Raw genomic sequence first — 12,314 nt, 5'->3', positions numbered from 1 at the left:
CCTATGGCTCATGTACCTCTCGAGTACCTCTCGAGGCGCCGCAGACCATGTGACAGCATCACCGCAGCGCGGGTCGATAAACGGGGGTGCAGGAAACATGGGCGTGGTGCTGCCTGGGTGGGCGGACGAGATTCTCGATCTCATCGGGGTGTCGTGGCCGAACGTGGATGAGGACGACTACCGCGGTATGGCCGACGCCATGCGGGAGTTCGCCGATGACATCGACGGTGGCGCCAACGAGGCGCACACCGCGATCCAGGGCCTGGTCGGATCGGCAGGCGGCTCAGTGGCCGTGGAAGCGCTGAACGCCCACTGGACGAAGATCAACGGCACCCATCTGAAGAACCTGGGAGAGTGCGGCCGGCTGGCGGCGACGGCGCTGGACGGCGTGGCCGTGCTGATCGAGGGCGCCAAGATCGGCGCGATCGTTCAACTCGGCATTCTCGCCGCGGAGGTGATCGCAGCCCAGGCCGCCGCTCCCTTCACGTTCGGCCTGTCCGAGCTGGGCGCTCTGGCCGGCACCCAGGCCACCCGGCTGGCCGTCCGACGCATCTTCAAGGAGGTCTGCCAGCAGGTCGCCGAGCAGGTCATCAGCATCGCGCTGACCCCCGTCGAGGAAGCGCTCGGCGCGATGGTCGGCGACCTGGTCGTGCAGCTGGGGGCCAACGCCCTGGGAGTGCAGGACGGCGTGGACCTGGGGCACGCCGCCCAGGCGGGCAAGGACGGCTTCAAGCAGGGCGTGCAGGGCGCCAAGGACTCCGCGAAGTCGGCGGGCGGCAATCCGATGCAGCTCCTGAGCGCCGGCGGCGGAGGCGCGGGCGGAGGTGGCGGAGGCAGGGGCGGGGGCGGGGCCAGTGGCGGCTTCAGCTTCGATCCGGATGAGCACGACCGGGTGGTGACCGGTCTGCAGAGCGCCGGCGGAACCTTCCGTAACAAGGCCGGCGGCAAGATCGGCCGGGCCAGGAGCCACCACGGCCGCACCCGTGGCAAGGACGCCATCGCCGATGCGGCCAACGCGATGCTGGACAAGGTCATCGACGGCATCGAGGACGGCGTGAAGAAGACCGCCAAGCACCTCGACGACAACATGACCCGTGGCATCAAGCAGATGGCCAAGAACCATCACGACAACGACCGCTCGCTCTCCGACCACTTCAAGAGCCTCGGCAAGGACGGCAAGGGGGACCCGAAGGGCCCGAACAGCGGCTCCGGAACGTCGTCGAACTCCGGCGGCGGCCGAGGGAGCGGCGGCAGATCGAAGGGTGGCGGCCGTGGCCGGAAACAGGTCGAGAACCCCCGCGAGGCAGGTCGGCCGCAGGACTCCGTCTGCCAGGGCGGTGAGCCGGTCGACATGGCGACGGGGCGGATGTTCATCGACCAGATGGACGTGTCACTCCCCGGCTCACTGCCGATGCTGTTCCGGCGTTCCTTCGAGTCCGGCTACCAGGCGGGCCGGTGGATGGGCCCACGCTGGGTCTGCACCTTCGACGAGCGGCTGGAGATCGATGACGACGGGGTCGTCTATCTCAGCGCCGACCGCACCACGCAGGCATATCCGCACCCGGTCCCCGGTGAACCCACCCAGGCCTCGGCCGGCGCACGCCTCGACCTGGACATCGACGAACCGACCGGCGACTACACCCTGACGGATGTCGGCTCCGGCCTGGTGCGGGAGTTCACCCGCCGGCCCGATGGCGAGACGGCCCTGCTGACCGGGGTACGCGACCGGGCGGGCCACCGCGTCGACTTCGCCTACGACGCCCACGGCACCCCGCTGAGCATGACCCACTCCGGCGGCTACCGCCTCCTGGTCACCACGGAGGCCGGCCGGATCACCGCCCTGCACCTGGCCGCAGCGGGCGAAAACGGCGATGACGTCCTGCTGACGCGCTACGGCTACACCGACGGCCATCTGACCGAGGTCTACAACACCTCGGGCCGTCCGCTGCTCTTCGCCAACGACGCCCAGGGCCGGATCCTGTCCTGGACCGACCGGAACGGCACCCGCTATCTCTACACCTACGACGCACTCGACCGGGTGGTGGAAGAGGGCGGCGCGGACGGCTCGCTCAGGTTCCGCTTCGAGTACGGAGATCCCGACCCGGTCACCGGCCTCAGGACCCACTGCGAGACCAACGTGCTCGGCCACACCACCCGCTACCAGATCAACGAGCACGCACAGGTCGTCGCCGAGACGGACCCCCTCGGCAACACCACCCTCTTCGAGCGGGACGAGTACGACTGCCTGCTGTCCCAGACCGACCCGCTCGGGCGCACGACCCGTTTCACGTACGACGACACGGGCGGTCTGGTCGCCGTCACCCGCCCGGACGGCGAACGGTCCACCGCCGCCTACTTCGGCGATTCGAGCCTCCCGACGCTGATCACCAGGCCGGGCGGCCTCACCTGGCGGCAGACCTTCGACGAGGCCGGCCGCCGCACCTCGGTCACCGACCCCACCGGCGCCACCACCCGCTACGGCTACGACGAGTCCGGACACCTGGCCGCCGTCACCGACGCCCTCGGCAACTCCACCCGGATCCGCTGCGATCCGGCCGGCCTGCCCCTCGAGGTCACCGACCGGGCCGGAGCCACCAGCCATTACGAGCGCGACGCCTTCGGACGGGTCACCACCATCACCGACCAGCTGGGCGGCGTCACCCGGCTGACCTGGAGCGCCGAGGGCCGCCTCACCTCGTACACGGCCCCCGACGGGAGCACCGAGACCTGGGCGTACGACGACGAGGGCAACCTCCTCGCCCACACCGACCGCCTCGGCCAGGTCACCACGTTCGCGTACACGCCGTTCGAGACCCTCGCCGCCCGCACCAACCCCGACGGCACCCGGCTCACCTTCACCTACGACGCGGACATGCAGCTCGTGGGCGTCACCAACAGCCTCGGCCAGACCTGGGAGTACGTCTACGACGCCGCCGGCCGGCTGATCTCGGAGACCGACTTCCACGGCCGTACCGTCGCCTACCGACTGGACGCCACCGGCCAGGTCGTCTCGCGCACCAACCCCCTCGGCCAGCGCATCGAGTACACCTACGACGTACTCGGTCAGCTGGTGGCCAAGGATGCCGACGGGGCCGTCACCAGCTACGCCTACGACCTCGCGGGGCACCTGGTCCAGGCGACGAGCCCGGACGTCGACCTCCTCCGCACCGTCGACGCCCTCGGCAACCTCGTCACCGAGACCACCAACGGCCGCACCCTCACCCACACCCACGACATCCTCGGCCGACGCACCAGGCGGACCACTCCCGGCGGCCACACCAGCACCTGGACGTACGACCAGGCCGACCGCCGCACCTCGCTGACGACCGATGCCGGCCGGCTCGACTTCGCCTACGACGCGGCCGGCCACGAGACCGAACGCACCCTCGGCGACCGCCTCACCCTGGCCAACGCCTGGGACACCGAGCACCGGCTCACCGGCCAGATCCTCCGGTCCGGACAGTCGGTGCTGCAACGGCGCGACTACACCTACCGCGCCGACGGCATCCTCACCGGAATCGACGACCAGCTCAACGGCCCCCGCACCTTCGACGTCGACACCGCCGGCCGGGTCACCGCCATCCATGCCGCCACCTGGACGGAGAACTACGCCTACGACCCGGCCGGCAACCTCACCGAGGCGCACTGGCCCGCCGACGGCGCTGCCAAGGCAGCGGTCGGCACCCGCACCTACGACGGCACCCAGCTCACCACCGCCGGCCGGGTCCGCTATGAATACGACGCCGCCGGCCGCACCGTCCTCCGCCAGGTCACCCGCCTGTCGAAGAAGCCCGCCAGCTGGCACTACACCTGGGACGCCGAGGACCGTCTCACGCACGTCACCACACCCGACGGCACCCGCTGGCGATACGTCTACGACCCGTTCGGCCGGCGCACCTCCAAGGAGCGCCTGGCCGCCGACGGCATCACCGTCGAGGAGCGCACCGACTTCACCTGGGACGGCGCGACCCTCGCCGAGCAGACGACCTACGCGCCGTCCCTGCCCGGCCCCTACACCATGAGCTGGGATCACCGGGGCCTCCACCCACTCGCCCAGACCGAGACCATCACGAGAACGGCAACGGCCGACGCTCCACAGGACGAGATCGACAGCCGCTTCTTCGCCATCGTCACCGACCTCGTCGGCACCCCCACCGAACTCGTCGACACGGCCACCGACACCATCGCCTGGCGGGCCGTCCCGACGCTCTGGGGCAACACCACGTGGGCGACCGGCAATACGACGTACACGCCGCTGCGTTTTCCCGGCCAGTACTTCGACCCCGAGACCGGCCTCCACTACAACCTCAACCGCTACTACGACCCCCGGACCGCCCGCTACACCACCCCCGACCCGCTCGGCCTCAGCCCCGCTCCCAATCCCGACGCCTACGTCCACAACCCCCATACGTGGTGCGACCCGCTCGGACTGATGCCGGATGACAGCCCCGATCTCAAAAAGGAGCTGATGGGCCTCGGGAAGAAACGGATCCAGCACGTCGCCGACGGTCTCGGTGAGGACGACTGGGTACCCAAGGCCTATTCAGTGGGCCGGGACCGTACCACCGGTAAGGTCTATTACGGCGAGAGCGGTCCGGAGACCGGCCACGACAAGGCCGTTACCGACGCGATGCCCAAGGAGTCCCAGCGTACGGATGGTCGTCCACCCGGTGTGTGCGGTGAACCGCGCATGTTCACCAATGCGATCAAGGACGGCGCAGACCCGAAGAACATCGACTTGGTGACCGTCAACGACAGGGGAAAGAAGTTCAAGATGTGCGAGAACTGCAGTACGTGGGTGCCCGGCTTCGGAGGGGAGGTCCTGACCGGATGAATGCAACCCCTGACCGCGCTGCGGTCCGGAAGCTTCAGGAGGACCTCTCGACGGAAGCGCGCTTCACAGCTCATCCGCTGGACATCGAAGCGGCCTGCCGGAAGTACACCGAGGAGGGGTACGAAGTCACCCCGCAGCTCGTCGAGTTCCTGGAGAACTACGGCGAACTCACGGTTACCTGGCAGTTCCGGAATGCGGACGTGGAGCTCTCGACCACTGTCGAGAGCGCGCTCGACATGCCGTTCAGGAACGTACGCATCTGCGCCAAGCGCATCGGCCGGCCCGTTCTCCCGGTCGGTTCCGCATTCGTCACCGAAGAGGGCGTGCTCCTCGCGGAGAACGGAGACATCTTCCTCGCCGGCGATGCCGGTATCCAGCGAGTCGACAACGGCTTCGAGAACGCCGTACGCGCCCTCATCGCCAGCGACTGGGACAAGACGTTCTTCTGACAGCCGACAGCCGAGGTGTTCCGCTCACGGCACGACACACAACCATCCGTGCCGTGAGCGAAACATGGTCACGCCTCTCCGCTCCGGTCAGTTGTCGAACTCCCCGCCCTTGACGCCCTCCAGAAAGACGGACCACCCGGACGGCGTGTAGAACTGAACGACCTCAGGGTTCTTGCTGTCGCGAACGGCACGCCCACCGTCGGCGGTCCGCGCCACCTCCACACATTCGTTGGCCGAACCTCCCCCCGAGTAGGACGACGTCACGAAGGGGCTGACGATCTCCTGGCTGCTCACGCTTCCTCGTTCTCCACGGCGATGTCGTTTATGACGCGACGAATGAAGGCGACGCTCTGCTCCGGCGTCAGCGCGGCGGACCGGAGCGCATCAAAGGCATGCACATAGCCCGCCATCTCTTCGTGATCATCGACGATAACGCTGTTGACCATCGTGTCTTGCACGATGACCTCCGGCGATGCTTCATTCGCGTAGGAGAGCCCCACGAAGGCGGGCGCGACCCGGGCGGCAGCCCACTCACTGTGCGGCAGCACCTGGATCGTCATACTCCGCTGCCCGGCCATCTTGATCAGATGCTCCAGTTGCGCCCGATGAACCAGTGATGACGGCATCCGACCGGTGAGCGCCGGCTCCCAGATGACTGCCGCGAGCCGTGCACCCGACTCCTCGAAGACCCGGCGACGCTCCTGCCTGACGGCGACGATCTCGTCCGCCGCTCCTTCGCTGAGCACTTCCGGATTGGCCTCGGTCAACGTCTTTGTGTACTCCGGCGTCTGGAGCAGGCCCGGAATGAAGACCGGCTGCCACGTCCGAATGTACGTCGCGTCGGTCTCCAATGAGAGGTAATCGCCCAGGCGCTCCTTCGTCGGGGCCTGGAACTGGAAGTTGAGCCACCAGCCCCGCTTGTTGCTGTTACGGGCCAGCGTCTCAAGTCGCTGACGCTCCTCCGCGTCCCCAACTCCGTACAGATCGAGCAGCATCCGCACATCGCCGACGCGCGCACTGACCGCACCGGACTCGATCCGACTGATCTTGGCGATTGAGCACGCCACCGCTTCCGCCGCGTGCTCCTGGTCGAGGCGCGCAGCCACCCGGAGTCGCTTGAGCGTTGCCCCAAGCCGTCGGCTATGGACTGTGGGCTTCCCTCCTGCGGGCATGCCACCCCCTCTTTCGTCCCAGCCAGTCTGCACAGCAACTGTCCGTGGACGCCACCCACTTGACCACTCCCCGTATCTGCAAGTCTTGCATAACGAGCTTCTTGCATGTCGTCACGCCTTAGGTCTAGCGTGGCTCTCATCACAGGCCGTCGCCGACCCGAGACGCCCAGTGATCACCATCCCGCTTGCCCGCACCCTTGGGAGACCCATGTCCGGGCGCACAGACATCACAAGGTTCCGAGTCCGCCGAGACTCCATCGCCGCCGTACGACGCCACGTCAGATCGACCTTGATCGACTGGAAACTCGGAGGCTTGATCGAGGACGCGGTCCTCATCAGCAGCGAGCTGACCGCCAATGCCGTCAGCCACGCCAAGGGAACAGGGGACTACTTCGAGCTCGCTTTACGCCGTCGCGGCGGCGTACTCGTCCTGGAGGTGTCCGACTCCTACCAGTGGCGCATGCCTGAACTACGTACGCCCGCATCGGACGACCCCTCTGGCCGCGGTCTGCTCGTAGTCGACGCCCTCTCCCAGCGCTGGGGCGTGCGACCACGCCGACGCGGCAAAACGGTCTGGGCTCACATGCCCATCGGCCGTACCGGGGAGGCGCGTTGAGTGCCAACGCGGCATTTGGACGCCGCAGCTTGTTGCATCGGCCCGCTTCCGTTGGCCGTCCCGGATGGTGGTGTGAGTTCACGGCTCGTTCCATAGGCGATGGTGAGACGAGGATCCGGACGAGCACGGCCGACACCGCGGAGCAGGCCCTGGTGTGGATGCGGCTCTCGGTGCGCGTGCTGCTCTCCTCGTTCGGCTCGGAGGACACCGAGCGGGCATTCCGGTGGCTCGACCACGGGCAGTGGGAAGCGATCATGCGGCTCAAGGCGGGCGAACCGTACGCGTTCGTCGCGTCCTCGGGCGATATCCGTATCGAGTGGGCCGCCCGCCCAGTGCTGTTCCTGCCCGTGACGCACGTCACCGGCGGTCCGTCGCGGCCGTGCGCCGAGCCCGCCCTGTGCAGGTGCGTCGCGCACGATCACAGGTGCGGAGGGCACAGGGGCGGGTAGCGCCACGAAGCATCCCCGGCATCCCCCGGGTTCACCCTGCGCCCTCCGAGCCGATGTGGGCGAGCAGCGAAGCGGCGCCGTCCTCTGCGGCGATCCCGCGGGCGAGTTCGGCCGCGCGGCGGCGGTGGGCCGGCTCGGACAGGCAGGCCGTGATCGCATCGCCGAGGGCTTCGGCGGTGAGGTCCTGGAACGGCACAGCCCGGGGGGCCACTCCCAGCTCGTACAGCCGAGACGCCCAGAACGGCTGATCGGCCATGACGGGAACGGGCACAGCGGGCACTCCGGCCCGCAGTCCCGCTGCGGTGGTACCCGCCCCGGCATGGTGGACGACGGCGGCGGTGCGAGGGAACAACCAGTCGTGCGGGACATCGTCGATGGCCAGGACGTCGTCGCCACAGCCGCTCAAATCGGCCCACCCCGCCTGCACCACCGCACGCACACCTGCCCGCTCCACCGCCGCAGCCACCAGCTCACTGAGCCGCTCCCCCTCCCCCACCGCCATACTGCCGAACCCGATGAACACCGGCGGCGGGCCCGCCTGAAGGAAGTCGACCAGTCCGTCCGGGGGCTGCCAGCCGTCCGGCCGCGCGGGCCACCAGTAGCCCGCCACTTCGACCCCGGACGGCCAGTCCTCGGGGCGCGGCACCACCAGCGGGCTGAAGCCGTGGAAGACCGGCCGGACATCCACCGGTGCCGAGGGCGCGTCGGCGGGCAGCCCGAGACGGGCACGCAGCCGGGTCACAGAGCCCGCGAAGAGCCCTTCCGCACGCCTCAGCACATCCCGGCCCGCGGCGAGGTTGCTCTCCGGCCCCAAGCCGTCGGTGCTCCGTGCATTGGGCAGCGGGAACTGCCCGGTGGCGAACGCCGGTACGAGGTAGGTGCCGATGACGGGGACGCCGAGCGCTTCGCCGGCCGTCCGGCCGAGCGGTGCCGGGCCGAAGGCGGTGAGCAGCAGGTCGGCTCCGCCCGCCACGGCCTCCGCCACCCCATCGGCAAGCCCGTCCGCGTACGCCCTCGTCAGCGCCCGGGCCTCATCCCGCGACGCCGCCCGGGCCCAGTCCCGGATCAGCCCCTGCGGATCTCCCGGCACAGGCCGGTGGTCGAGGCCGCACCCGCCGACGAGCGCCGCGAAGGACGGGTGAGCGGCCACGGCGACCTGATGGCCCGCGTCCAGCAGCCGCCGCCCCAGTCCCGTGTAGGGCGCGACGTCTCCCCGTGAACCGGCGGTGATGATCAGAACGCGCATGGAGCGATTCTCCCCGGCGAATGCCGCCCGGTCACCGTCGCCGTCCAGGGGATCCCTCGAGCCCGCCCTGTGCAGGTGCGTAGCCGTAGCGCATGATCACAGTTGCGGAGGGTGCAGGAGCGGGTAGCCCGCGCTGCCGCTGGTCGCGGATGGGCCGGCAGCCGGGACAATGGTGTTCTTATGATTAATGGCATATCCCCGCATCCGGGCAGACAGGCGGCCGCCGGATCCGCTTCGCCGGAGAGTGCTCGCGGCGACGTATCTCCCGAGCAGGTCACCGCGCCAGGCCCGTGGCGGCGGGTGGCCTTCGGTGTGGCTCTGGTGCTGACCGGGGCCGCGGTCCTGCAGCAGGTGCTGCTGATCGTCGGGCTGGGAGGCGGGCTGCCGGGCTGGCAGCCGTGGCCCTACCTGCTGGGCGCGGCACCGGCGTGGATGCTCGCCCGGCCGTACTGGCCGAGGGCTTTCGGTGCGGGGTCGGGCCCGGAGTCGGGGTCAGGGTCGGGCTCGGGGTCGGGTGGCTGGGCGAAGGCCGTGCGCCTCGTGCGGCGGGTGCCGCCCTGGGCCTGTGCCGTCGCGGTCCTGGCGCTGGCCGCGGGCGTGTGGGCGGCGTTGCAGGATGACGAGCCGTACATCGGGCACGAGGAAGCGGTCTACGCGAACAAGGCGCGTTCCTGGCTGGACGGCACCCCCGACGCGGGGTGGGGCGTCTACCGGCCCCTCGGCCTCCCGGCGCTCGGACGCCTCGCGCTCACCCTCCACGACGACGTCGGCGCACTGCGGGCCGTCACCCTCGTCCTGGCGCTCTTCACCCTCGGCGTGACGTACGTCGTCGCAAGCCGCTGGACCACCCCGCGGCGTGCCGTCGTGATCTTGCTGCTGCTTCTGAGCGGGCTCGGCTTCCTGCGCCGTATGCCTGAGTTCCTCAACGACATCGGCAGCACGGGGCTCCTGCTGATCGTCGTCTTCCTCCTCATACGGGCGCAGGAGAAGCCGCGATCACGCGCCCTGCTCCTCGTACCGTTCGTGATCCTGGCGGCGTTCTATCTGCGGTACGGGGTGGTCGGCAACCTCGTCGCGATCGCCCTCGCGGCGGTCGTCGTCTACGGCCCGCGCGCCTGGCTCGCGCAGTGGCGGCGCCTGGTCGTCGCTGTCGTCGTCCTGCTCGCCGGGCTGGTGCCGCACTTCCTCTACGCCATCCACGAGACCGGCTCCCCCCTCGGCGTCATCCTGTACGCGACCGGCCAGGCCAACCGCGACTACATCGGCGACGGGCTCGTCTACTACCTGGGGATCTTCCCGTACCGCCTGGCCGGCGACCTCGGCGCCGTCGTCATGGCGGCGGGGCTCGTGGCGGCCTGGCTCGCGTTCCGCAGTGTGCGCCGGGCCCGTAAGGCGGAAGGGGAACGTCCGTCTGCGGATGCGCGGCAGCGCGCCTTCCTCGGCACCGCTTCGGTACTCATCTTCGTCATCCTGGGCGTGGCGACCGACGGTGAACCGCGCTTCGTCTACCTGCCGGTCATCCTGCTCACCACGCTCGGCGTGCAGTACATCGCCGAGCTGAGCGGCCGCTGGGCTCCGCGGGTGCTGTGCGCCATCGCCGCACTCGCCACTGTCACGGTCTTCGGTACCGCCCAGGTGGTCGCGCACGGCGCGATGCCTGGTCCCACCAGCCTGGCCCACTCCACGGTCCCGGTCGCCCGGCAGCTCTCCGCCGACGCCGGCAGCCCGTGCCTGCTGGTCACCGGGTACGAACCCGAACTCGGCTGGTACTCGGGCTGCGACGCGGTCACCTACGCCCAGTACCGGGAGACGACCCCGCCCCCTGGCGTGAAGGTCAGCTTCGTCGTCTTCGAGCACGGGCGGCTTCAGCCGGACGCGGCCGGGCTGGCACGACTGGTCGGGGACCGGCCGCATACCAAGCGCACCATCCCGACGGACGGGCCGCTCGGGACCAGCACCGTGATCACACTGACGTCGGCGGTCAGATCACGCTGACGTCGGACGTCGCCGGTCGGATCACGCTGACGTCGGCGGATGGTGATGCCGCCGCGCCCCGTCAGTAGCCGCGCGCTATCCGGTGACGGGCCTCGCGGACCTTCTCCAGGAGTTCCTCGTGGGCTTCCGGGTCCGCGCCGGGGCCGGTGGGCGGCTCGTGGCCGTCCAGCAGGTCTCCGAGGTCCTGGTCCTCGCCGAGGTCCTCCAGATAGTGGTCCGGCAGTTCGTCGGCCAGGTCGGCGTGGACCCGGGCCGAGTGAGCCTGGGCGGCCAAGGCGGCCGCTGACGGGCCCGTCCGTCGCAGCAAACCAGTCTTCTTACGCACTCGTGCACCCACCTGTTTCCCCCTGTTCCCCCTGTGTGTGCTCGGCCCATGCCCATGCCCATGGCCATGAGCCGAGACCCTGCTGTCGGCTGTCGGCCGCGTCGGGCAAACTGCGTGACAGTACAACAATATGGCGGGCGCGACGGCAGGGAGTCCACCCCGTCGGGCACCCGTCGGGCACCCCGGCATGAACGGCGTACGGCGGCTGCGGAGAATGGGCGCGTGGCCTTGACGACCGATCCGCAGCAACGACGCCGCGCCGCCGACGGCTCGCCGTACGTCGATCTGACGCGCGCGCAGTGGAGCGCCCTGCGGGAGAAGACCCCCCTGCCCCTGACCGCCGAGGAGGTCGAGCGGCTGCGCGGCCTGGGCGATGTCATCGACCTCGACGAGGTGCGCGAGGTCTACCTCCCGCTCTCCCGCCTGCTCAACCTCTACGTCAGGGCGACCAGCAATCTGCGGGGGGCGCTGAACACCTTCCTCGGCGACGCGGACGGCGGCGGCCAGGGATCGCAGCCCGGCACGCCCTTCGTCATAGGGGTGGCGGGCAGTGTGGCCGTCGGCAAGTCGACCACCGCCCGCCTGCTCCAGGCGCTGCTGGCCCGCTGGCCCGAGCATCCGCGGGTCGAGCTGGTCACCACGGACGGATTCCTCTTCCCCAACGCGGAGTTGCACCGGCGCGGTCTGATGTCCCGTAAGGGGTTCCCCGAGTCGTACGACCGACGGGCCCTGACCCGGTTCGTCGCGGATGTGAAGTCGGGCAGGGCCGAGGTCACCGCCCCGGTCTACTCGCATCTGATCTACGACATCGTGCCCGGTGAGCGGCTGACCGTGCACCGCCCGGACATCCTCATCGTCGAGGGCCTCAACGTCCTCCAGCCGGCGCTGCCCGGGAAGGACGGCCGGACGCGGCTCGGGCTCGCCGACTTCTTCGACTTCTCCGTCTACGTGGACGCGCGTGCCGAGGACATCGAGCGCTGGTACCTCGGCCGCTTCCGGAAGCTGCGGGAGACCGCGTTCCAGAACCCGTTCTCGTACTTCCGCAAGTACACCCAGGTGTCGGAGGAGGAGGCGCTGGACTACGCGCGGATGATGTGGCGGACCATCAACAAGCCCAATCTCCAGCAGAACGTGGCGCCGACGCGGGGCCGGGCCAACCTGGTACTGCGCAAGGGGCCGGACCACAAGGTGCAGCGGCTGTCGCTGCGGAAGCTCTAGGCAGCTCCAG

General features: G+C 69.5%; 10 protein-coding genes. 6 read left to right on the top strand and 4 right to left on the bottom strand.

All coding sequences use genetic code 11. The annotated features are described in order from the left end of the window. Window positions 1-97 precede the first annotated feature (97 nt). Window positions 98-4,834 (top strand): RHS repeat-associated core domain-containing protein, encoded by a 4,737-nt coding sequence (locus ACFY12_RS16200; RefSeq protein ID WP_390716410.1) that lies wholly within the window; start codon window positions 98-100, stop codon window positions 4,832-4,834. Continuing rightward, entirely contained in the window at window positions 4,831-5,283 is a 453-nt protein-coding gene (locus ACFY12_RS16195; protein WP_390716409.1) for an SUKH-3 domain-containing protein, read from the top strand. Before ACFY12_RS16200 ends, ACFY12_RS16195 begins: the two co-directional genes overlap by 4 nt. An 87-nt stretch (window positions 5,284-5,370) precedes the next feature. Here ACFY12_RS16195 and ACFY12_RS16190 read toward each other — a convergent pair whose 3' ends face one another. Both ACFY12_RS16190 and ACFY12_RS16185 read right to left on the bottom strand, forming a co-directional pair. Further along, entirely contained in the window at window positions 5,371-5,577 is a 207-nt protein-coding gene (locus tag ACFY12_RS16190) for a DUF397 domain-containing protein (RefSeq protein ID WP_390716408.1), read from the bottom strand. After that, the gene (locus tag ACFY12_RS16185) at window positions 5,574-6,455 is read right to left on the bottom strand and encodes a helix-turn-helix domain-containing protein (RefSeq protein WP_390716407.1); all 882 of its coding nucleotides are present in this window, start codon (window positions 6,453-6,455) and stop codon (window positions 5,574-5,576) included. The genes ACFY12_RS16190 and ACFY12_RS16185 overlap by 4 nt, the downstream gene beginning before the upstream one ends. On the opposite strand from ACFY12_RS16185, the gene ACFY12_RS16180 reads away from it, so the two are divergent. After that, a complete protein-coding gene (locus tag ACFY12_RS16180; RefSeq protein WP_390716406.1) occupies window positions 6,454-7,071 on the top strand; it encodes an ATP-binding protein in 618 nt (205 codons plus the stop codon). The two genes, ACFY12_RS16185 and ACFY12_RS16180, sit on opposite strands and share 2 nt — an antisense overlap. A 158-nt stretch (window positions 7,072-7,229) precedes the next feature. Continuing rightward, window positions 7,230-7,520, top strand: coding sequence for a hypothetical protein (locus tag ACFY12_RS16175; RefSeq protein ID WP_390716405.1), 291 nt, complete (start codon window positions 7,230-7,232; stop codon window positions 7,518-7,520). A gap of 31 nt (window positions 7,521-7,551) precedes the next feature. On the opposite strand, the gene ACFY12_RS16170 is transcribed toward ACFY12_RS16175, so the two are convergent. Next, window positions 7,552-8,766 carry a glycosyltransferase gene (locus ACFY12_RS16170; RefSeq protein ID WP_390716404.1) on the bottom strand — a complete coding sequence of 405 codons (1,215 nt, stop codon included), beginning with the start codon at window positions 8,764-8,766 and terminating at the stop codon, window positions 7,552-7,554. 180 nt (window positions 8,767-8,946) lie between these two features. Between ACFY12_RS16170 and ACFY12_RS16165 the strand changes: the two genes are divergently transcribed. Then, window positions 8,947-10,761 carry a glycosyltransferase gene (locus tag ACFY12_RS16165; RefSeq protein WP_390716403.1) on the top strand — a complete coding sequence of 605 codons (1,815 nt, stop codon included), beginning with the start codon at window positions 8,947-8,949 and terminating at the stop codon, window positions 10,759-10,761. A 61-nt stretch (window positions 10,762-10,822) separates the two neighbouring features. Here the strand turns inward: ACFY12_RS16165 and ACFY12_RS16160 are convergent, their stop codons facing one another. Next, the gene (locus ACFY12_RS16160; protein WP_390716402.1) at window positions 10,823-11,068 is read right to left on the bottom strand and encodes a hypothetical protein; all 246 of its coding nucleotides are present in this window, start codon (window positions 11,066-11,068) and stop codon (window positions 10,823-10,825) included. A gap of 240 nt (window positions 11,069-11,308) precedes the next feature. Between ACFY12_RS16160 and coaA the strand changes: the two genes are divergently transcribed. Next, window positions 11,309-12,304: a type I pantothenate kinase gene (coaA, locus tag ACFY12_RS16155; protein ID WP_390716401.1), complete on the top strand. Its 996-nt coding sequence runs from the start codon at window positions 11,309-11,311 to the stop codon at window positions 12,302-12,304. The last annotated feature ends 10 nt before the right edge of the window (window positions 12,305-12,314 follow it).

Source organism: Streptomyces sp. NPDC001339, assembly GCF_042895955.1.
Taxonomy (GTDB): domain Bacteria; phylum Actinomycetota; class Actinomycetes; order Streptomycetales; family Streptomycetaceae; genus Streptomyces.
Note: the sequence above shows the minus strand (reverse complement) of the source record. Positions and strands in the feature narration are given on the sequence as shown.